At 70.9% G+C, this 21,047-nt stretch carries 16 protein-coding genes and 1 pseudogene; 8 read left to right on the forward strand and 9 right to left on the reverse strand.

The window, feature by feature from the left end; genetic code table 11:
- Nucleotides 1-150: 150 nt before the first annotated feature.
- From meaB to V7E46_RS17440, 6 genes are all read right to left on the reverse strand, one after another.
- The gene (meaB, locus tag V7E46_RS17415; protein WP_333769246.1) at nt 151-1,137 is read right to left on the reverse strand and encodes a methylmalonyl Co-A mutase-associated GTPase MeaB; all 987 of its coding nucleotides are present in this window, start codon (nt 1,135-1,137) and stop codon (nt 151-153) included.
- Between the two features lie 12 nt (nt 1,138-1,149).
- Complete coding sequence (gene scpA / locus V7E46_RS17420) at nt 1,150-3,330, reverse strand: methylmalonyl-CoA mutase (RefSeq protein ID WP_333769247.1); 2,181 nt, start codon at nt 3,328-3,330, stop codon at nt 1,150-1,152.
- Nucleotides 3,330-5,144 (reverse strand): methylmalonyl-CoA mutase subunit beta, encoded by a 1,815-nt coding sequence (locus V7E46_RS17425; RefSeq protein WP_333769248.1) that lies wholly within the window; start codon nt 5,142-5,144, stop codon nt 3,330-3,332. The genes scpA and V7E46_RS17425 overlap by 1 nt, the downstream gene beginning before the upstream one ends.
- 309 nt (nt 5,145-5,453) lie before the next feature.
- Nucleotides 5,454-6,755: an acyltransferase family protein gene (locus V7E46_RS17430; protein ID WP_333769249.1), complete on the reverse strand. Its 1,302-nt coding sequence runs from the start codon at nt 6,753-6,755 to the stop codon at nt 5,454-5,456.
- Entirely contained in the window at nt 6,752-8,920 is a 2,169-nt protein-coding gene (locus V7E46_RS17435; RefSeq protein WP_333769250.1) for a bifunctional polysaccharide deacetylase/glycosyltransferase family 2 protein, read from the reverse strand. Before V7E46_RS17435 ends, V7E46_RS17430 begins: the two co-directional genes overlap by 4 nt.
- A 29-nt stretch (nt 8,921-8,949) precedes the next feature.
- Nucleotides 8,950-9,498 (reverse strand): hypothetical protein, encoded by a 549-nt coding sequence (locus V7E46_RS17440; RefSeq protein ID WP_333769253.1) that lies wholly within the window; start codon nt 9,496-9,498, stop codon nt 8,950-8,952.
- A gap of 209 nt (nt 9,499-9,707) precedes the next feature.
- On the opposite strand from V7E46_RS17440, the gene V7E46_RS17445 reads away from it, so the two are divergent.
- The 4 genes and pseudogenes from V7E46_RS17445 to V7E46_RS17460 all read left to right on the forward strand — a co-directional run bounded on the left by V7E46_RS17445 (nt 9,708) and on the right by V7E46_RS17460 (nt 14,057).
- Nucleotides 9,708-10,733: a glycoside hydrolase family 26 protein gene (locus V7E46_RS17445; protein ID WP_333769254.1), complete on the forward strand. Its 1,026-nt coding sequence runs from the start codon at nt 9,708-9,710 to the stop codon at nt 10,731-10,733.
- Between the two features lie 123 nt (nt 10,734-10,856).
- Entirely contained in the window at nt 10,857-12,179 is a 1,323-nt protein-coding gene (locus V7E46_RS17450) for an outer membrane protein assembly factor BamB family protein (protein ID WP_333769255.1), read from the forward strand.
- Nucleotides 12,180-12,303: 124 nt separating this feature from the next.
- Nucleotides 12,304-13,688: pseudogene (locus V7E46_RS17455) on the forward strand (cytochrome c oxidase subunit I).
- 27 nt (nt 13,689-13,715) lie between these two features.
- Nucleotides 13,716-14,057, forward strand: a complete 342-nt coding sequence (locus V7E46_RS17460) for a hypothetical protein (protein ID WP_443054210.1) — start codon at nt 13,716-13,718, stop codon at nt 14,055-14,057.
- Between the two features lie 64 nt (nt 14,058-14,121).
- Here the strand turns inward: V7E46_RS17460 and V7E46_RS17465 are convergent, their stop codons facing one another.
- From V7E46_RS17465 to V7E46_RS17475, 3 genes are read right to left on the reverse strand one after another with little or no spacing between them, the layout of a single operon-like run.
- On the reverse strand, nt 14,122-14,874 hold the full coding sequence (locus tag V7E46_RS17465; RefSeq protein ID WP_333769256.1) for an MgtC/SapB family protein: 753 nt from the start codon (nt 14,872-14,874) through the stop codon (nt 14,122-14,124).
- 52 nt (nt 14,875-14,926) lie between these two features.
- Entirely contained in the window at nt 14,927-15,706 is a 780-nt protein-coding gene (locus tag V7E46_RS17470; protein WP_333769257.1) for a helix-turn-helix domain-containing protein, read from the reverse strand.
- Entirely contained in the window at nt 15,697-16,479 is a 783-nt protein-coding gene (locus V7E46_RS17475) for a phage baseplate protein (protein ID WP_333769258.1), read from the reverse strand. Before V7E46_RS17475 ends, V7E46_RS17470 begins: the two co-directional genes overlap by 10 nt.
- 637 nt (nt 16,480-17,116) lie before the next feature.
- Between V7E46_RS17475 and V7E46_RS17480 the strand changes: the two genes are divergently transcribed.
- From V7E46_RS17480 to V7E46_RS17495, 4 genes are read left to right on the forward strand one after another with little or no spacing between them, the layout of a single operon-like run.
- On the forward strand, nt 17,117-18,079 hold the full coding sequence (locus tag V7E46_RS17480; RefSeq protein ID WP_333769259.1) for a carbohydrate ABC transporter permease: 963 nt from the start codon (nt 17,117-17,119) through the stop codon (nt 18,077-18,079).
- A complete protein-coding gene (locus V7E46_RS17485) occupies nt 18,076-18,939 on the forward strand; it encodes a carbohydrate ABC transporter permease (RefSeq protein ID WP_329173834.1) in 864 nt (287 codons plus the stop codon). Before V7E46_RS17480 ends, V7E46_RS17485 begins: the two co-directional genes overlap by 4 nt.
- A complete protein-coding gene (locus V7E46_RS17490; RefSeq protein ID WP_333769260.1) occupies nt 18,936-20,279 on the forward strand; it encodes an ABC transporter substrate-binding protein in 1,344 nt (447 codons plus the stop codon). Before V7E46_RS17485 ends, V7E46_RS17490 begins: the two co-directional genes overlap by 4 nt.
- On the forward strand, nt 20,276-20,983 hold the full coding sequence (locus tag V7E46_RS17495; RefSeq protein WP_333769261.1) for a glycerophosphodiester phosphodiesterase: 708 nt from the start codon (nt 20,276-20,278) through the stop codon (nt 20,981-20,983). The genes V7E46_RS17490 and V7E46_RS17495 overlap by 4 nt, the downstream gene beginning before the upstream one ends.
- The last annotated feature ends 64 nt before the right edge of the window (nt 20,984-21,047 follow it).

Consider the following 21,047-nt stretch of genomic DNA (forward strand, 5'->3'; position numbering starts at 1 on the left):
GTACGGCCGCCGCCGCACCCCATCTGACCTGCTGGGCAGCGAGTCAGGGCAGGGTGCGGCGGCATCCCTGGGACTTCCCTGGGACTTTCGGCCACATCAACAGGCACGACCGTGAAACAGCCGAAAGACCAAAGACACAGGCGGCCGGACTCAGCCGGGCCGGACGCCGAAGGCTTCCAGGATCCGCTCGGCGGCGAGCGCGGCCGTCAGTTCGCCGTCGCGGACCTGCTGCTCAAGCACCGGGGCCAGCGAGCGGACCGCCGGATCGGCGCGCAGCCGGACCAGGAGTTCCTCACGGACCATGGCCCACGTCCACTCGACCTGCTGGTCGCGGTGGCGGGCGGCCAGCCGGCCGGTCGTCCGCAACCGTTCACGGTGCTCCTCCAGCCGCTCCCAGACGGCGTCCAGGCCGGTCGACTCGCGCGCGCTGCAGGTGAGCACCGGCGGCGTCCAGAAGGCGTCCCTGCCGTGCATCAGCCGCAGCGCACCGGACAACTCGCGGGCGGCGGAGCGGGCTTCGCGCTCGTGCGGCCCGTCGGCCTTGTTGACGGCGATGACGTCGGCCAGTTCCAGGACGCCCTTCTTGATGCCCTGCAACTGGTCCCCGGTGCGGGCGAGCGCCAGGAGCAGGAAGGAGTCGACCATGTTCGACACCGTCGTCTCGGACTGGCCGACGCCGACCGTTTCCACCAGGACGACGTCGTAGCCCGCGGCCTCCATCACCACGATCGACTCGCGGGTGGCCTTCGCGACGCCGCCGAGGGTGCCGGCGCTCGGGGAGGGCCGGATGAAGGCCCGCGGATCGACGGCCAGCCGCTCCATCCTGGTCTTGTCGCCGAGGATCGAGCCCCGGGTCCGGGTGGACGACGGATCGACGGCGAGTACGGCGACCCGGTGGCCGAGCCCGGTCAGCATCGTTCCGAAGGCGTCGATGAACGTCGATTTGCCGACGCCGGGCACCCCGCTGATACCGATCCTGCGGGCCTTGCCGCTGCGCGGCAGCAGTTCGGTCAGCAACTGCTGGGCGAGCGCCCGGTGCTGGGGCCGGGCGGACTCCACCAGGGTGATCGCCCGGGCGATCACGGCCCGCCTGCCGTCGAGGACACCCCTGACGTACTCGTCGAGATCAATGGCCACCGGCTTGCGACCTCACAGCTCTCCGTGTCCGAGTTCGGCGGCCAGCCGTGCGACCAGCTCGCGGGCGGCGTCCGGGATCACGGTGCCGGGCGGGAAGACGGCCGCCGCGCCCATGTCGAGCAGCGTCGGTACGTCCTGGGGCGGGATCACCCCGCCGACCACGATCATGATGTCCTCCCGGCCCTCCTCGGCGAGCTGCTCGCGCAGTGCCGGGACGAGGGTCAGGTGTCCGGCGGCCAGGGACGAGACCCCGACGATGTGCACGTCCGCCTCGACGGCCTGGCGGGCGACCTCGGCCGGTGTCTGGAAGAGGGGGCCGACGTCGACGTCGAAGCCGAGGTCGGCGAAGGCGGTGGCGATCACCTTCTGGCCGCGGTCGTGGCCGTCCTGGCCCATCTTGGCGACCAGGATCCGCGGGCGGCGGCCCTCGGCCTCGGCGAAGGCGTCCACCGTGGCGCGGGTGCGTTCGACGGAAGGGGACTGCCCTGCCTCGGTGCGGTACACACCGGAGATCGTACGGACCTGTCCCGCGTGCCGCCCGTACACCTTCTCCAGGGCGTCGGAGATCTCACCCACGGTCGCCTTCGCCCGGGCCGCGCGCACCGCGAGGTCGAGGAGGTTGTCCCGCCCGCCGCCGGCGGCCCGGGTCAGGGCGTCCAGCGCGTCCTGGCAGGCGGTCTCGTCGCGTTCCGCGCGCAGCCGGCGCAGTTTGGCGATCTGCTGGGCGCGGACGGAGGAGTTGTCGACCGATCGGACGTCGATCCGCTCGTCGGTCTCCACCCGGTACTTGTTCACCCCGATCACCGGTTGCCGCCCGGAGTCGATCCGCGCCTGGGTACGGGCCGCGGCCTCCTCGATGCGCAGCTTGGGGATGCCCGCGCCGATCGCCCGGGCCATCCCGCCGGCCGCCTCGACCTCCTCGATGTGCTGCCACGCCCGCCGCGCCAGGTCGTACGTCAGCCGCTCCACATAGGCGCTGCCGCCCCACGGGTCGATCACCCGGCCCGTGCCCGACTCCTGCTGGATCAGCAGCTGGGTGTTGCGGGCGATCCGCGCGGAGAAGTCCGTGGGCAGCGCGAGCGCCTCGTCCAGGGCGTTGGTGTGCAGCGACTGGGTGTGGCCCTGGGTGGCCGCCATCGCCTCCACACACGTCCGGGTCACGTTGTTGAACACGTCCTGCGCCGTCAGCGACCAGCCCGAGGTCTGCGAATGGGTCCGCAGGGAGAGCGACTTGGGGTTCTTCGGGTCGAACTGCCGCACGAGCTTGGCCCACAGCAGGCGGGCCGCGCGCAGTTTGGCGATCTCCATGAAGAAGTTCATCCCGATCGCCCAGAAGAACGACAGCCGCGGCGCGAACGCGTCCACGTCCAGCCCCACGTCCCGCCCGGCCCTGATGTACTCCACCCCGTCCGCGAGCGTGTACGCCAGTTCCAGATCGGCCGTCGCACCCGCCTCCTGGATGTGATAGCCCGAAATGGAGATGGAGTTGTAGCGCGGCATCCGCCGCGAGGTGAAGGCGAAGATGTCGGAGATGATCCGCATCGACGGCTTCGGCGGATAAATGTAGGTGTTGCGGACCATGAACTCCTTGAGGATGTCGTTCTGAATGGTCCCCGCCAGCTTCTCCGGCGGCACACCCTGCTCCTCCGCGGCCACGATGTACAGCGCGAGGACCGGCAGCACGGCGCCGTTCATCGTCATCGACACCGTCATCCGGTCCAGCGGAATCCCGTCGAACAACTGCCGCATGTCATAGATCGAATCGATCGCCACCCCCGCCATACCGACATCACCGGTCACCCGCGGATGATCACTGTCATACCCCCGGTGGGTCGGCAGGTCGAACGCGACCGACAGACCCTTCTGACCGGCCGCCAGATTCCGCCGGTAGAACGCGTTCGACTCCTCAGCGGTCGAGAAGCCCGCGTACTGCCGGACCGTCCACGGCTGGTTCACATACATCGTGGGATACGGACCACGCAGGAACGGCGCGACACCCGGGAAGGTGCCCAGGAAGTCCAGACCCTCCAGATCCTGCCCGGTGTACAACGGCTTGACCGCGATGCCCTCCGGGGTCTCCCACCGCAGGTCGTCGTCGCCGTGGGCCTGCTTGACGGCGCGGCCCCACTCGTCCGGACCGGCACCGGGCGTCCCGGTGCCGAGCTCGACCTCGGAGAAGTCGGGGATGGTCATCAGGACACTCCCATACGGTCGAGGGCGGCGGTGAGTACGGACACCGCGTCGCAGCCGGTGTAGACGTAGGTGTCGACACCGGCGTGGGCAGCCGGACGTCCGGCGAGGAACACGTGCTCCGCGCCTGCCGCGCGCAGCCGGGCCGCGACGTCCTCGGCCTGCTCCCCGTACAGGGCGTCGCTGGAACACAGGCACGCGTCTCGTGCGCCGCTGTCCTCGAAGGCTCCCCCGGTGACGGTCTCGATCCCGCCCGCCTGGAAGAGGTTGGCCGCGAAGGCGGCCCGGGCGGACGACGCGCCGGCCGGACCGAACTCGGCCAGATGGATCCGCGGCCTGGCCCCGGTCGCGGCGAGATGGGCGTCGGAGCGGGCCCGCAGTGCCTCGAACGCCTCATCGCGGCGGACCCGCGGCAGGCCCCCCGGGGGCCGCGCGGGCGCCGGGGGGCGGACCACCGGCGCCTCGGCCAGATTCGGGAACTCGCTGACCCCGGTGACCGGTTCAGTGCGCTTGGCCAGCCTGGTGCTGCGTGCCGACCAGGTCGCGGCCAGCCGGTCGCGCACCAGCCCGGAGCGCAGGGACGCCGCCTGGCCGCCGGCCCGTTCGATGTCCTGGAAGAACTCCCATGCCGCGTGCGCGAGTTCCTCGGTCAGCCGCTCCACGTACCAGGAGCCGCCGGCCGGGTCGATCACCCGGGACAGGTGCGCCTCCTCCACCAGGACGGTCGAGGTGTTGCGCGCTATGCGCCGTGCGAAGGCGTCCGGCAGGCCCAGCGCGTGGTCGAAGGGCAGGACCGTCACCGCGTCGGCACCTCCCACTCCCGCGGCCAGCGTCGCGACCGTCGTGCGCAGCATGTTCACCCACGGGTCGCGGCGCGTCATCATCACCGGCGAGGTCACCGCGTGCTGGAGCTGCCCGCCCGCACGCGGCACCCCGCACACCTCGGCGACCCGGGCCCACAGCCGGCGCGCCGCGCGCAGCTTGGCGACGGTCAGAAACTGGTCGGCGGTCGCCGCGTACCGGAACTCCCGGACCTGCTCATATGCCTGCCCGACGCTGAGCCCGGCGTCCGTCAGCGCCCGCAGGTACGCGACACCCGTGGCCAGGGAGCAGCCCAGTTCCTGCGCGGCCGAGCCGCCGGCCTCGTGGTACGGCAGCGCGTCCACGGTGAAGGCCCGCAGGCCCGGGTGGCGTGTGCCGCACAGCCGGGCCAGTTCGGCCAGGGGCCCGATGTCGTACGGCCGTCCGGTGGCGGCCTCGTGGCCGAGGGGGTCCGCGCCCAGGTTGCCGCGTACGGCGTCGGCGGTGACGCCGCGCTCCTCGTGGATCCGCAACAGGCGCCGCGCCGCCGGCACGGTCTCCTCGCCCGCGTCCAGGACCACGGGCGCCAGGTCGAGGTGGACACCGTCGAGCGTACCCGCCAGTGCGTCGACCGGGATGCCGGCGGTCTCGCCCACCACCAGCCACAGCGAGGTGGCGCCGGTCTCCAGGTCGGCCAGCACCGCCTCGGCGCCGGCGGCCGTGTGCCGCTGGCGGACGTCCCAGCCGCCGACCGTGTTGCCCTCGGGCCGGCTGCCGCGCACGAAGGGGGCGAAGCCGGGAAGGCCGGGCGCGGCGGCGGTGTCGCGCGAGGTGTACAGGGGGCGGACGCGGAGCCCGTCGTCGACGACGGTGGACAGGGCCTCCTCCGCCTCCTGACCGGTGATCTCCTTACCGGACTTGCGCAGAACGCCGGCCGCCAGTTCCCGCCACTGGTCATGCGTCGCGGAAGGGAACTCGGCCGCAAGAGGCAACTCGTCGTCAGACAACACCGTCATGCCTGGATGTTAGAGCAGCCGGTCCGCCGACTGCACGAATTGCCGGGTGCGGACCGGGTGTGAGGTTGTTCTCACCGCTGCGCCTGTTCCGCCGCCGCCAGGGGGAAACAGCCCTCTTCACCATGGGAATATGGAAACGGGAAAGTCCCCGTACTTCAACGGTGAATTTCCCATTCGGCGCTGCTCGCAGACGGGCCGTGAACAATGGGCGCACGGCCGGGGAAAGGGCCGCCATGACCTGCCGGACCTGAGCGGCGCCCGGTCCGGTCGGTGATCCGTCGTGCTGCGGCGTCGTCCGGGCCCGGACGGCTATGCGCGGCGGCGGCCCTTCGCCCGGCGCGGGTAGGGGAACAGCCGGGGCCGGCGTTTGGCCGCGACGTCCTCCACCCAGCCGAAGAGCAGCAGCGCCAGCGCGATCAGCGGGACGGCGAGCAGCAGCGGGAGCCACTGGCTCGACAGCAGCCAGCGCAGGTGGGTGTAGCAGAACTCGTTGTTCCACAGCGGGTCGATCAGCGGCTCGGTCAGCACCAGGGCCACGCAGTGCCACAGATAGACGGTCACCGCACGGGAGTTGAGCAGGCTGACCACGCCGTTGAATCTCTCCAGCGGCCGGGGCCACTGCTCCCACGAGGGGCTCAGATGGAGCAGCAGCAGGACGCACCCGAAGGACCAGACGGCCTGCGCCAGCGGCACCCCCTCCAGGTCGGGGCCGATCCGGGGGTCGTCGACCGGTGCCTGCTGGAGCCACCAGAAGCCGGCCGCCAGCACCAGCGGCGCGATCGACGGCACGACGTACTGCGGTATCCGGCGCAGCAGGCCCTCCTGGTGCGCGATGCCGAGCAGCCAGCAGGAGCCGAAGGTGGTGAAGTCGGTGGCGGTCTCCATGATCCGGCCCGACTGGTCGAGCAGCCCGGAGTTGAGGACCGCCGACAGCACCAGCGGGACCGCGAGCGTGACCCAGGGCAGCCGGCGTACGGCCTTGAGCATGAGCGGCGAGAGCAGCACGTACCAGAGGTAGGCGCGCAGGTACCACAGCGGGACGACGACCTGCTCGGCCCAGCTGGTCGGCAGGTGGCCGCCGAAGCCGTGCACGGTCTCGGCGAAGGGCGGGGTGCTCAGCGGCAGCACCCAGAAGGCGAGCTTGCCCCACCACCAGTGCGGGTGGCCCTCGGAGCGCGGGCCCCAGCCGTCGAGGATCATCGCGGTCAGCACGACCGCGCCGAACATCCACATCGGCGGCAGCAGCCGGCGCATCCGCCCGCGGATGACGCTCCACGCGGGGCGGCTCAGCGACCGGGCCATGAGCGAGCCGGCCAGCGCGAACATCACGCCCATCGAGGGGAAGAGCAGCGGCAGCCAGGTCCAGCCGAAGTTGTGGTAGATCACCACCCGGACCAGCGCCAGGGCGCGCAGCAGGTCGAGGTAGCGGTCGCGTACGCCTCGGGGGCGGGCGGGCGCCGCCGCGGGCTCGGGACCGGCCGGGACCTCGTCGTCCGGGGCGCTCTCGGCGAACACCGGGGGGACGGTGATGGTCCGCAGCCGGATGGTCGCGGTGGTGTCGTTCACGACGGCGGCGGCCGCCCTGTACGCGTCCGGTTCTGTCGTCGTCATGACTGCGTCGCCCCCGAGGTGACGTCCAGGCCGACCTCGCCGGTGCGCCGCAGCTTCTGCCAGCGCAACCGGCCTCCGGTCAGGGCGGTGATCCAGGACTGGAGCAGCACCATGTACATCAGCACCCGGTAGACGACCTGCTGCACCGGCAGCGTGATGAGATACCAGGGCTTCTCGCGGTCCAGGCGGAAGGACCACCAGGCGCAGAAGCCCTGCAGCGCCAGCACCGCGAACCAGGCGCCGAGGCTCTTGTACGGGTCGACGAAGAAGACGCCGTAGACCATGGCGATGTCGATGGCCGGCGCGAGCAGCGGCGTGAACACCATGAACAGCGCCACGAACGGCAGCCCGATCCGCCCGAAGCGCCCGGCGGGGCCGCGCTCCAGCACCGCGTGGCGGTGCTTCCACATCGCCTGCATGGTGCCGTAGCTCCACCGGTAGCGCTGGGACCACAGCTGGCTCATGCTGCCGGGCGCCTCGGTCCACGCGCGGGCGTTCTCGGCGTACACGATCTTCCAGCCGCCCCGGTGCAGGGCCATGGTCACGTCGGTGTCCTCGGCGAGGGTGTCGTCGCTCATGCCGCCGACCTGGCGCAGCGCTTCCCTGCGGAAGGCGCCGACCGCGCCGGGTATCGTCGGCATGCAGTCCAGGACGTCGTACATGCGCCGGTCGAGGTTGAAGCCCATCACGTACTCGATGTGCTGCCAGGCGCCGATCAGGGTGTCGCGGTTGCCGACCTTGGCGTTGCCGGCCACGGCCCCGATCCGGGCGTCGGCGAACGGCTGCACCAGCTCGCGGACCGTGGCGGGCTCGAAGACGGTGTCGCCGTCCATCATGACGATCAGGTCGTACGAGGCCGCCGCCACGCCGGTGTTGAGCGCGGCCGGCTTGCCGCTGTTCGGCTGGCGGATCAGCCGGACCATCGGCAGGTTCATCGACTGCACCAGTGCGACGGTGTCGTCGGTGGAGCCGTCGTCCACCACGATCACCTCGATCGGGTGATCGCTGGTGGCCAGCGAGAGCAGCGTGTTGGCGATGCACTCCTGCTCGTTGTACGCCGGGACGATCACGCTGACCGGCTCGCTGACCGGTGCCCCCCAGGAGAATCCGGCCTTCCGGGTGCGCCGCACGTGCACCAGCGACAGCACCAGCATCAGCGCGAACCGGGTGAAGACAAGGACGCCGACCACCGCGAGCAGCACCACCAGCCACGGCATCAGCCCGACGGAGAAGGTGGTGGCCCAGACGAAGGCCTTGCCCGCCCACAGCGTGGAGCCGCTGACCTCGGTGTTCGCCGGGCCGGCGCCGAGCGCCTCACCGATGGTCTTGAAGGTGTAGCCCTGGGCCTTGAGCTTCTCGATGATGATCGGCAGCGCCGTGAGCGTCTGTGCCCGGTTCCCGCCGGCGTCGTGCAGCAGGATCATCTCGCCCTGGCCGGGCAGCGCCGGCATCGCCGCCTGGACGATGGCGTTGACGCCGGGGCGCTTCCAGTCGTCGGTGTCCTTGTCGATGAAGGCCACCAGGTAGCCGTTCGCGCCCACCTTCTTGGTGACCGGCCAGGACCAGTCGTCCAGGGCGTCGGCGGTGGACGAGTACGGCGGCCGGAACAGGCTGCTGTGGATGCCCGCCACGCCGGCCAGCGCCAACTGCGTCTCGCCCAGCTCCCAGTTGAGCCGGATGTTGTCGTGCAGGGCCAGGTCGGGGTGGGTGTAGGTGTGCAGGCCGATCTCGTGACCCTCGGCGACGATCCTGCGGATCAGCGCCGGGCTGCGGGTGGTCATCGAGCCGGTGACGAAGAAGTCGGCCTTGATGTGCTGCTTCGCGAGCACGTCGAGGATCTTGGGCGTCCACTCGCTCGACGGGCCGTCGTCGAAGGTCAGCACCACGGTCTTGTCGGGGACGGTGTAGCTGACCGGGTGGTCCTGCCGGGAGCCGCGGGAGTCCACGACGGGACCGCCCTCCAGCACGCTCTTGGGCACGGTGCCCTTGTCGACCGACACCGCGACCTTCTCGTCGTGGAAGACCTCGTTGTTGGCCATGCCGCGCAGCACCATCAGTGCCAGCAGGGTGACGAGCACGGTCACCGGGAGGAAGACCCGCAGCGGCGGCGCCGCGAGTCTGCGCGGGCGCAGCAGTGACTGCCGTCTGCGTTGATGACGGGACATGGGTGGTGGGTTCCTGAGTCCTTGCGCGGCTACGGGGCGGGGTTCGGCGCAGCGGGGGGATCGGTGGTGCCCTGCGTCGGGGGGATCGTCGCGCTCGGAGTGGGGGTGGAGTGCGTCGGCGGTGGCTTGGTAGTGGAAGCCGGGGATCTGCTGGGCTTGGTGGTCGGGTCGCTGCCCGACGGGTCGTCGCCGGCGGGGGTGCGTCCGGTGGTGGTCCCGTCCGCGTCGGCCGTGCCGGTGGCGGTCGAGGTGGCCGTCCCGGTGGCGGTCGCCGTCGCGCTGTCGGTCGGGGTCGCCGCCGAAGAGTGCGGGGCGCCCTTGCTGTGGTTCGCCTTCCCCGGGGGCGCGGGCAGCGGCGCGTTGACGTACTGACCGGGGGGAAGGGTGTTGGCGCTGCCCGGCACCGGGAAGGAGGGGGCGTCGGACTGGGTGCCCAGCAGTCCGGAGACCATCGACAGGGTGACGCCGACGAATACGACGCCGAAGACCCAGCCGAGGCCGCGCCAGCGGCGCCCGCGGCGTCCGGTCCTGTCGACGAAGACAGGTGAGGGCTCGGCCTCCGTCAGTGTGCTGGTCACCGAAGACCTCGGGCTTTCTCGATTCGTGCCGCGGCTGCTCCGGGTGTCGAAAATAGCGCCGCTAAGCCGCACATGTCCGAGTGGGTGCCCTACTTATGACGATCTATCCTACCTACGTGACCATATTGAGATGAAAATATGCCTGGCGGGCACCCGACGCATAGGATCCTGGTCGCGAACGTCTCCACCCGCCCGATCGGAACCCCTCCATGGCCACCATCCGCCGCTCCGGCCGCCCGGCTGCCGTCGTGCTCACCGCGGTCGCGCTGTTCGCGGCCTACGCCTGCGGCGGCCCGGGCTCCGGCCACGGGTCGTCCGACACCGCGGGGACCACGGCCCGCGGCGGCAGCACATCGGGCGCTCCGTTCGACGTCGCGTCAATGCTGCGTCCGGCAGGGCGGATGCTCGGCGTGGTGGACGACAAGACGCCGTGGCAGTACGACATCGTCAAGGCCTTCGGTACGCAGGCGGGCCGGGCGCCGGACATCCGTGAATATTACAGCTCGTGGGGCGACGACTTCGATCCGGAGGGCAACGCCTTCCTGTGGAAGCACGGGCAGTTGCCGATGCTCGCGCTGGTCCCCTCCGACACCTCGCTCGCCGACATCGGCGGCGGCCACGACGACGCGTACGTGCGCAAGCTGGCGCAGCAGATCGCGAGCTACCGCGGCCCGCTGGTGCTGTCCTTCGCCGGTGAGATGAACGGTCCCTGGAATTCCTGGGGCCCGGGCCACGCCGGTGCCGACGACTTCGTCGCGGCCTGGAAGCACGTCCACGACGTCTTCCACGGCCTCGGCGTCACCAACGTCATCTGGGCGTGGAGCCCGCATGTGGTCGACACCGGCGCCACCGCGAAGCTGCGGCCCTACTACCCGGGCGACTCCTACGTCGACTGGACCGGCCTGATCGGCTACTACGGCCCGATCGACGGCGCCTCCTTCTCGGAGCTGTTCACCCCGACACTGCGCGAGATCGCCCGCTTCTCCGACAAGCCGGTGCTGATCACCGAGACCGCGGTGGCGGAGAGCGCCCGGAAGGAGGCGCAGGTGCGCGACCTGTTCGCGGGCGCCGCGAAGGCCGGGGTGATCGGGCTGGTCTGGTACGACCAGCGCAAGACCTGGCCGGGCGGTTCCCAGGTGATGGACTGGCGGATCGACACCTCGGTGGGCTCCCGGGCGGCTTTCCGGGCCGAGTCCGCGCGCCACCGGTTCGGACACGCCTTCGGGAGCGGCTGAGGACAGGCGGCCGAGCACAGGGGGCGGGAGGCGGGGGGCCTTCCGGCGGTACGTACGACCGGCGACCGGCCGGGCAGCACAGGGCAGAAGCGACCAGGCAGCAAGCAGAGCGGAAGTGCGGGGATGACGACGGTGACGTCGCCAAGGCAGGACGCCGGGGGGGCCTTTCCTGGCCGCAGGACTGTCGACAACGGGGTCGCCCCCCCACTGCCGGAGGGCGGGGGCCGGCGACGGCCCGGGCGGATCCTGCTCGTTCTGGTCGTGCTGGCGGTGGCCGCGGGAGGCGCGGCCTTCGCCATGCACCGGGAGGAGGCGGCACCGTCGGCGTCGAAGCATCTGGCCCCGGCGTGGAAGGTGCGCGCGCCCGCCGCGGACGACGAGCTGATCGGCAGCTGGCTGACCGGCAGACTGCTGATACGCGCGAGCACCCGGGGCGGCGTCACGGCCTACGACCTGGCCGACGGCGACACAGTGTGGACCGCCGCACTGCCGGGCAGTGCGGCGGGGAAGGGCACCAGCCCCTGCGCGATGTCGCCCACGCTGACCGCCAAGGGCCTCGGCACGGTCGCCTTCGGCGCGGACGGCACGTCCTGCACGACGCTCGCCGGGATAGACACCGCCACGGGAACGGTGCTGTGGACCGTACCGCTGGTCGACGCCAAGCACCCCACCCCGGTGGGCGCGACGACCTATCTGCAGGGCGACATCGCCACGATCGTCAGCGAGAACTTCCTCGGCGGGCTCAATGTCCGCACCGGCCACCGCGTGTGGGGCTTCACGGCACGCGGCTACTACTGCAACGCCTACGACTGGGGCAGCGCCGGGATCGTGGTCGTCGACGACTACTGCGCCGACAGCAGGAAGCCGTTCAGCCTCACCGCCTACGACGGCAGGACCGGGAAGGTGCTCTGGAGCCGGGTCCAGAACGCCCACACCGATCTGGCGCACGTCTTCTCCGGGTCACCGCTGATCGCCTCGGTGCACATCGCCGGCGAGGACAGCGTGCGGGTCTTCACCGCCTCGGGGAGCAGCCGCAAGCTCGCGGTGGGCGACACCGAGCTGGCGCCGGGCAACGACAGCGACGCCGACCACTCCGCCCGGCTCCTCGGGAACATCCTGGTCACCCCGGCCCTGACGGCCGACGTCCCCGAGATCGACGCCTACGACACCACCACCGGGGCGCGGCTGTGGTCCTACCCCGCCACCGCGCTGGCCACGGCCGCCCCGGGCGACGACCGGGTCTTCGCGCTCGCCGGCCCGGTCTCCGCCCCGCAGCTGGTCCAGCTCGACCCGCGCACCGGCCGCGCCACCCCGGTCGCGGCCCTGCCCGCCGCCACCACCGCCCGTGAGCGCTTCACCGCGGGCACGGTCTATGTGACGCCCGACGGCGGGGTGCTCGAACTCGACGCGCAGGGCACGAGCGACGCGGTCCGCTTCTCGCGGTAGCGCCGTTCATCATTTCGCGGTCCCCCCATCGGCTGAAACAGCGGCGTGGCTGCCGCAAGGGCGGGGTGCGGTGCCGAGAGTCTGCTTCCGTGCTGAAAACCTTTGCAACCGGGCGGAGCAGAACGTGACGACGAGCGACACCGCGGATCCCGCCGACCTCGACGACACGTATCAGGACGAAGTACCGGCCAAGCGCAAGCGGCCCGGCACCGTGATCGTGAACTGGGCGGGCAGTACCGATCACAAGACGATCGGGACGATGTACCTGATCACCTCGTTCGGCTTCTTCATCGTCGCCGGGGTCATGGCACTGCTGATGCGGGCCGAACTGGCGAGGCCGGGGACCCAGTTCCTTTCCAACGAGCAGTACAACCAGGCGTTCACGATGCACGGCACGGCGATGCTGCTGATGTTCGCGACACCGCTGTTCGCCGGCTTCACCAACTGGATCATGCCGCTGCAGATCGGCGCGCCGGATGTGGCGTTCCCGCGGCTGAACATGTTCGCCTACTGGCTTTACCTGTTCGGCTCGCTGATCGCGATGAGCGGGTTCATCACCCCGCAGGGCGCGGCCGACTTCGGCTGGTTCGCGTACTCGCCGCTGTCCAGCGAGGTCCACTCGCCCGGCATCGGCGCCGACCTGTGGACCATGGGCCTGGCCTTCTCCGGCTTCGGCACCATCCTCGGCGCGGTCAATTTCACCACCACGATCATCTGCATGCGCGCACCGGGTATGACGATGTTCCGCATGCCGATCTTCGTGTGGAACGTGCTGCTCACCTCGGTGCTGGTGCTGCTGGCGTTCCCCGTGCTGGCCGGGGCGCTGCTAGCGCTGGAGGCCGACCGCAAATTCGGCGCGCACATCTTCGACGCGGCAAACGGCGGAGCGCTGCTGTGGCAGCACCTCTTCTGGTTCTTCGGCCATCCGGAGGTGTACATCATCGCGCTGCCGTTCTTCGGCATCGTCTCCGAGATCCTCCCCGTCTTCGCCCGAAAACCGATGTTCGGCTATATCGGCCTGGTCGCGGCGACGATCTCCATCGCGGGCCTGTCGGTGACGGTGTGGGCGCACCACATGTACGTGACCGGCGGTGTGCNCTTTTCCTCGGCTTCCACGGCACCTTCCTCGTCCAGCACTGGCTGGGCGCCGAGGGCATGCCGCGCCGTTACGCCGACTACCTCGCCACCGACGGCTTCACCACGCTGAACACGGTGTCCACGATCAGTTCCTTCCTGCTCGGCCTGTCGATGCTGCCGTTCTTCTACAACGTGTGGAGGACCGCAAAGTACGGCAAGAAGGTCGAGGTGGACGACCCGTGGGGCTACGGCCGCTCGCTGGAGTGGGCGACGTCCTGCCCGCCGCCGCGGCACAACTTCACCTCGCTGCCGCGGATCCGCTCCGAATCCCCGGCCTTCGACCTGCACCACCCGGAGATCACCGTCCTCGACGAGGCGACGAACCGCCCCGACAGGTCGGTCACCGTCGCCCCGGGCGACAAGCAGAAATAAGTGTCCGGCCGAGCTGAGGGACGAGCGGTGAGAGCGGAGAGCCACGACGAGCACGGGCTCGACCAGATGGCCGGCTACCTGCTGTGGAACGCAGAGGTCGAGGACGCCCGCCGGCGGGCGACGGCTTTCGCCGCGCACCTGCCGTGGCTGACGTCCGCGCAGCGCGAGGACATCATGCACGTCTATGTGGCGGACCGGGTGGCCGCCTCACGCGCCATGCTCCAGCGCAACTGCGACCGGGCGGTCGAACTGCGCGGCGAGTACAGCGAGCGGTACGCGCTCATGAAGCGGCGCTGTGTCGCGACGGCCGCCGGGTGTGTCGCCCTTGCCGTCGGCCTGGCCGCGGCCTGCGTCATCGTCGCCCGGTGATACGGACCCGGGCCGCCGGGCGCCCGCTCCGACCCGCACCGCCGCGGTCCGGAGCGAGCGCGGGTCACTCCTCGTCGGCGGGTATCGGCGACCGGAAGCCGATCACGCCGTGCTGTTCGGCCAGCCGGGCGACCAGCGCGGCGATGTCGCCCGTCCCCTCGATCGACAGCCGGACCCGGGCCGTGCCCGGTGTGTGCTGATCGCCGGGCCCCACTGTCCAGGGCGCCTGGTCCACATTCACCGTGACCACCCGGAATCCCGCGCCCGTGCAGCTCTCCAGGACCCGCGCGAGGACGCCGCCGCCCACCTCGTAGGAGAGCTGGAGGTCGGTCTCCTCGAAGGCGGACATGGCGGGGAAGCGGCTGGTGATCATCGGGAAGACGTGCACGACGAGGAAGTGCACACCGGTCACCGCCACGGCCAGCAGGATCAGTCCGCCGCCGCAGGCCATGCCGATCGCGGCCGTCAGCCAGATGGTGGCCGCCGTGGTCAGGCCGCGTACCGCGTCCCGCCGTACGAAGATCAGGCCGCCGCCGATGAATCCGATGCCGCTGACGACCTGTGCGGCGACCCGCGAGGGGTCCAGGCCGACGCCGTACGTCCCCAGCACGTCGTTGAAGCCGTGCTGGGAGACCTCCATGAACAGCGCGGTGCCGACACCCACCAGCGTGTGGGTGCGCAGGCCGGCGCTTTTCTGCCGTACTGCTCTTTCCAGTCCGATCAGCGTCGACAGCACCAAGGCCAGCCCCAGCTCGGCGAGCTGACGCAGGCCCTGGCCGCCGTCGGGGTCCCAGACGACCGAGGCGATATGAATCATCCGTTTACGCTACAACCGGTGGATTCCCGTCATGCCCCGGTCTTCCCACTTTTTACATCCGGTACCAACTGATACGGCCGCAATCGGCCGTTGGGCCCTCCGGTGCCGCCTCCTGCCCGGCCGGCCCCTCCCCACCGCCCAGGATGCCGAGGGCGGTGACGAGAACGTGCGCGCCGCCGCCGCGTCCCATGAGGCGGCGGCCCAGCAGTTCCTCGCAGGAGGACAGGTGGTTGCGGACGGTGTTGGGGTGCCGTCCGATCAACTCGGCGCAGTCCTGCACCCGTCCGCCGCAGCCGATCCAGGCACGTACCGTCGTCAGCAGCGGACCCGCGTCGTCCACCAGCGGACGCAGCAGGTCCATCGCCCACGCCCGGGCCTGCTGCGACCGGAGCAGTTCCGCGAGCCGCGGCGCGGGGCCGGGCAGTGCCCGCCGCGCCGGCCCGCGGGCGAGCCGCAGCGCCAGGTCCAGCAGCGCCCGGTCCCGCAGATCGTCCAGGTCCAGGTCCAGCAGCAGGCCGGCGCGGGCGCAGCGGGCGGCGACGGTCTTCCGGCTGACCCCCGTCCGCCGGGCCGCCCCGCTGCTCCCCCGGGCCAGCGCGCTGCCGAGTGTGGCCGCGTACTGCGCGCCCTGCCCGCCGGGCAGGGCGTCCAGGGGCCGCAGGGCCTGCCGGGCCCAGGCCCGGCCGGGGGCGCCGAGGACGCGGACGAGCCGGTCCTCGGCGCTGTGCACCGCGTTACGCCCCGGGGTCCGGCGGGTGTGCGCCGGGCCGAGCGCGAGCGGGAGCGGCGGCGCCGGGGGTCTGCGCGCGGCCGGCGCGGGTTCTAGATCCATGCCTTCTTGTAGAAGATGTTCGCCAGCCGCGGGCTGCCCGTCTGCGAGGCGAACCCGAAGTACAGCCGGGGCTCGCCCTGGATCACCGAGACCGTCATCCCCTCCGGCTCACGGTAGGTCAGCGAGCCGCCGGCCGTGGTGAGGAACCGCTGCACGACCTCGCCGGTGCCCAGGTCGACGGCGCGGACGTAGGTGTTGCCGGGATCGGGGTTCGCCGCGCTGTAGGCGGTGCCGTCCAGGGTGTACAGGTAGTTCCCGTACAGCGTGTACCCCTGGATGGTGACCGAGGCCAGCTCGTCCGGCTGAGCGATGTCGAGGATCGTGTTCGAGAAGGTGCCCGCGGTCGCGTCGGCGAGCGGGAACAGCGCGATCCGCTTGCCGGCCGGGGTGTGGTAGCGCACCGCCATCCGGTCGTGCTGCGCGTCGATGGAGCAGGTGAACTCCAGGCCCCCGGCGACGGGGGTGTAGGTGGGCAGCGAGGCCGCGCCGTGGTCGAGGGTGGAGCCGTTGACGAACCGGAAGCGGGTCAGGTGGGCGCCGTAGCCGTTGGCGTTGGCGTCCTTCTCGGTCCACAGGTAGGTGTCCGGCCCCACGGGCTGGGCGGCGATCGAGACGCCGTGCCCGAAGCCGGTCAGCGTCATGGAGCCCGACTGCTGGCCGGTCAGGGACAGCTGGGTGACCGTGAGGTCGCCCGAGGTGCTGCCCGTGCCCGAGGTGAGCTGGATGGTGAACAGCCGGCCGTTGACGTCGTCGAAGGCGAAACCCTGGAGCACCGTGGCGCTGTGCAGCGCGACATTGCGGAACAGGTCGTACGAGGGCTGTGTGAGGTCGAACCGCTCGCCGTCCGCCAGGGCTCCGGTGCCGCCGGCGGCGGCACTGACCGGCGTGCCGACCGTGGGGGGGGGGGGGGGGCCCCGCCGCCCGGGGGGGGGGGGGGGGGGGGGGGCGGGGGGGGGGGGGCGGGGCGCGCGCGCGCGNCCCCCCCCCCCCCCCCCCCCCCCCCCCCCCCCCCCCCCCCCCCCCCCCCCCCCCCCCCCCGGCGACGGAGGACCTGAGCAGCTTACGGCGCGAGACGCCGGGGCGGCCTGCCTGCGAGGTGGTCATGGCTCTCCAAACGTGACGGGTGTCGTGGAGCAGTAAATCTCACATCACACCTGCTAGAAATCAAGTCTTCGGTGTTACTTTGACTTCGGCCCGCACCGGTCCGGACGCACACGGATGACACAGGCGACAGCGGAACGTAACGGGACTCTCACTTTTACCTGTGAGTGCCCGCTTATGTCGGGCCAGAAGTATCAGATTGTCACCGCCCCAGGTGTTCCCTTCTCATCACACCTGTTGATATCTAGGACTCATCGTCCGGGCGAGCGTCCCGGCGTCCTGCAGCCCTTCCGTAAGGAGGCACGATCCGTGTCTGCCACCGACCTGATACCGGACGGTGTCGCCGCGCCCGAGCGGCCACCGGCCGCCGAAGGCGCCTCCCGCCGTGCCGGAGCGAGGCGCAAACGCCGCGACCACCTGCTGTTCCTCGCCTTCGCGGCGCCCAACATGCTGCTTCTGCTGCTCTTCGCCTACTGGCCGGTCGTCTACAACGCCTACCTCAGCTTCACCGACTGGGACATGATCTCCGCCACCAAGGGGTTCGTGGGCCTGGGCAACTACACCGACCTGCTGGGCGACCCGGACTTCCGCACCACCCTGTGGACGACCGTGCTGTTCGTAGTCGGCATCGTCGCCGGGGGCATGCTCCTCGGACTGCTGACCGCGCTCCTGCTCAACCAGCGCCTGCGCGGCCGCAGCGCGGTGCGCACCCTGGTCTTCGCGCCCTACGTGCTGTCGGGGGCGGCGGTCGGCACCCTGTGGCTGTTCATCTTCGACCCGAACTACGGCCTCATCCACCCGCTGCTCGCGCCGATCGGCCTGGCCGCCCCCGCGATGATGACCGATTCGCACTGGGCGCTGTCCGGCCTGGTGCTGGTCTACCTCTGGAAGAACATCGGCTTCGTCGCCGTCGTCTACCTGGCGGGCCTCCAGGGCCTGCCGAAGGAGGTCTACGAGGCCGCCGCGCTCGACGGCGCCGGCGCCTGGCGGCGGCTGACCCGGATCACCCTGCCGCTGCTGTCCCCCGTCACCTTCTTCCTCCTGGTCACCTCCGTCATCAGCACCTTCCAGGCCTTCGACGTGATCGCCGTGATGACCGGCGGCGGACCGGGAACGTCCACATCCATCCTGAGCTGGTTCATCTACGACCAGGGTTTCCGGGCCTTCGACGCCGGCCGCGCCTCCGCCGCGGCAATGATCATGTTCGTCGTGCTGCTGCTCATGACCGCGGTCCAGGCCCGCTTTCTGGAGCGAAAGGTGCACTACCAGTGACCGTCACCATGGCAGACACCGCGGCCCGTCCGCCGCGCCGCCCCGGCCGTGCCAAGCGGCTGGGCCTCTACGCCCTGCTCGTCCTGGTGGCGGTCGTCGCCGCGGGACCGCTCTACTGGCTCGTGTCGTCCGCGCTCAAGACCAATCCGGAGATCTACCGGTATCCGCCGCGCTGGGTCCCCACCGACCTGCGCTGGGCCAACTTCAAGGACGCCTGGGACGCGGCCCCCTTCGGCCGGTTCTTCATCAACTCCGCCGTCGTGGCGCTCGCGGGCACGGCGATCGAGGTCTGCACGGCGCTGATGTGCGCCTACGCCTTCGTCTTCCTGCCCTTCCCCGGCAAGAAGTGGCTCTTCCTGTTCCTGCTCGGCGCGATGATGGTGCCCGGCCATGTGACGCTGCTGCCGAACTTCCTCACCATCGCCCGGCTGGGCTGGGTCAACACCTATCCCGGCCTCATCGTGCCGGGGCTCGGCTCGGTCTTCGGCACCTTCCTGCTGCGGCAGCACATGATGACGCTGCCCATGGAGGTCATGGACGCCGCCAGGATCGACGGCGCGGGCCATCTGCGCACCCTCTTCCGGGTCGTCCTGCCGATGTCCCGGCCGATGGTCATCACGGTCTCGATCGTCACCATGGTGACGAAGTGGAACGACTTCATCTGGCCGCTGATCGTGACCAACAGCACCGACATGCGGACCCTGCCGGTCGGCCTGCTCTTCCTGAAGAACCAGGAGACCTACACCAACTGGGGCGCGATCCTGGCCGGCACCGTGATGGTGATCGTGCCGGTCCTCGTCGTCTTCTTCATCGCCCAGCGGTACATCATCGCGGGACTGACCCAGGGAGCCGGAAAGTGAGCCAGTCCTCCGTCAGCCGCCGCCGTCTGCTGGGCCTCGGTCTCGGCGCCTCGGCGGCGGCGGGCCTGAGCGCCTGCGGCATCTCCACCGGGCCGCTGGGCCAGCCCGGCGGCTCCGTGCCCGCCGCGTTCGGGCGGCGTACCCGGGTCGTCCTGTGGTCGGCCTTCGCCGCCGTGCCCGGCAACGCCCTCCAGGCGCTCGCCGACGCCTTCAACCGGGAACAGCGGGACATCTACGTCGACGTGCAGTTCCAGGGCTCGTACGACGACTGCGCCCAGAAGGCCGTCGTCGGCCTCCTGGCGGGACAGGCGCCCGACCTGTGCGTGCTCTCCGACGTGAAGTGGTACCGCTTCTATTTCGGTGACGCTCTGGAGCCGTGGGACGCGTACTTCGACAGCGGCGAGCTGGACCGTACGTACAACAAGCAGCTGCTGGGCGAGGGCCGGCTGCGTGACCGCACCTGGTGGCTGCCGCTGGCCCGGTCGACGCCGCTCTTCTACTACAACCGCACCCTCTTCCGGAAGGCCGGCACTCCCGACCGGCCGCCCGCCAGCTGGGACGAACTGCACGACTGGTCCAAGGAGATCACCAGGATCAAGCTGCACGGCAAGAAGGTCGGCCTTGAGGCCTACCAGAAGGTCGACGGCGACTGGCAGTTCCAGTGCACCGCCTGGCAGTGGGGCGGCGCCTACTCCGACGGGCTCGACGTCACCATCGACAAGGAGGCGGCGGTCGAGGCGGGCGAGTGGCAGCGGCGGCTGATCTTCGAGGAGAAGATCGCCTACATGTCGGACGACCCCGCGAGCGACCTGGGCAACCAGCTCATCGCCAGCCTCGTGACCTCGACGGGCAGTCTGAAGAAGCTGACCGAGATGGCGAAGGCCGGCGGCTGGGAGCTGGGCACCGGACTCCTGCCCCGGCACAAGGACTTCGCGGTGAACACCGGCGGCGGCGGCCTCGGCATCTTCAAGCGGACCCCGCACGAGCGCAAGCAGGCCGCGGTGGAATTCGTCCGCTTCCTGGCCCGCCCGGAGAACGCCGCCCAGTGGGCGGCCCGGACCGGGTACATGCCGGTGGTGCCGGCCGCGGTCACGACCCCGGTGCTGTCCGGACTGCTGGCCGAGGACCCGAACTACTCCACCGCCGTCAAGCAGCTTCCGCTGGTCCGCAAGGGCGACCGGGTCCGGCTCATGGTGCCGAACGCCAACGTGCAGATCTACACCGGCCTGCAGCGGATGTGGTCGGGCAACACCCCGGCGGAGAAGGCCTTCTCGGACGTGGCCGCGAAGCTGCGCAAGGGCGTCGACCGCTACCGGAAAACCATCGAGGAGCACCTGTGACGACTGTGCGGCGGCCCCTGGTCTACGGCCACCGAGGGTCCAGGGAGGAGGCCCCGGAGAACACCCTGCGCTCCTTCCGGCGCGCCCAGGAGGTGGGCGCCGACGGGGTGGAGCTGGACGTACGCGTGTCCCGGGACGGCCGGTTGGTGGTGATCCACGACGCGACCGTCGACCGTACGACGAACGGCACCGGAGAGGTCCACGACCTCACCCGGGCGCAGATGGCCGCGCTGGACGCCGGCGAGGGAGAAGGCATTCCCACCCTGACCGAGGCGCTGGACGCCTTCCCCGGCCTCGTCCAGGTCGAGATCAAGGCCGCGGCCGCCGTCCCCGCCCTGGCCGAACTCGACCGGAGCGACGCGCTGCCCGACCGCGTCGTCCTGACCAGCTTCCACCGCGATGTCCTGGCCCATGCCGCGGAGCTGCTGCCGCGGGTGCGGCGGGGCCTGATCACCCATCGCTGCGACGATTCCGTGCTGGCGGCCGTCACGGACCTGGAGCTGTCGTGGGTCTGCCCGGAGCTGGATCCGAGCCTCACCGCCGGGATGATGGCGCAATTCCGCGACCGCGGGGTGAAGGTCGACATCTGGCCCGCCGCCGACCGGGACCACCTCGGGCGGTGCGTGGCGCTCGGCGCCGACGCGGTCACCACCGACCACCCCGGGCTCATCGACGCGTGGCTGGGCGGCGCCGAGCGGGCGTGACGCAAGGGCAGGCGGGGGGGGGGGGGGGGGGGGGGGGGGCCCCCCCCCCCCCCACCCAAACACA

Source organism: Streptomyces sp. IBSBF 2435 (genome assembly GCF_036815005.1).
GTDB lineage: Bacteria > Actinomycetota > Actinomycetes > Streptomycetales > Streptomycetaceae > Actinacidiphila.

Bases quoted from the DNA above. Each gene is read 5' to 3' on its own strand.
- V7E46_RS17430 (WP_333769249.1), bottom strand. From the start codon at position 6,755: ATGACGACGACAGAACCGGACGCGTACAGGGCGGCCGCCGCCGTCGTG.
- V7E46_RS17445 (WP_333769254.1), top strand. From the start codon at position 9,708: ATGGCCACCATCCGCCGCTCCGGCCGCCCGGCTGCCGTCGTGCTCACC.
- V7E46_RS17435 (WP_333769250.1), bottom strand. From the start codon at position 8,920: ATGTCCCGTCATCAACGCAGACGGCAGTCACTGCTGCGCCCGCGCAGA.
- V7E46_RS17450 (WP_333769255.1), top strand. From the start codon at position 10,857: ATGACGACGGTGACGTCGCCAAGGCAGGACGCCGGGGGGGCCTTTCCT.
- V7E46_RS17470 (WP_333769257.1), bottom strand. From the start codon at position 15,706: ATGGATCTAGAACCCGCGCCGGCCGCGCGCAGACCCCCGGCGCCGCCG.
- scpA (WP_333769247.1), bottom strand. From the start codon at position 3,330: ATGACCATCCCCGACTTCTCCGAGGTCGAGCTCGGCACCGGGACGCCC.
- V7E46_RS17465 (WP_333769256.1), bottom strand. From the start codon at position 14,874: ATGATTCATATCGCCTCGGTCGTCTGGGACCCCGACGGCGGCCAGGGC.
- V7E46_RS17425 (WP_333769248.1), bottom strand. From the start codon at position 5,144: ATGACGGTGTTGTCTGACGACGAGTTGCCTCTTGCGGCCGAGTTCCCT.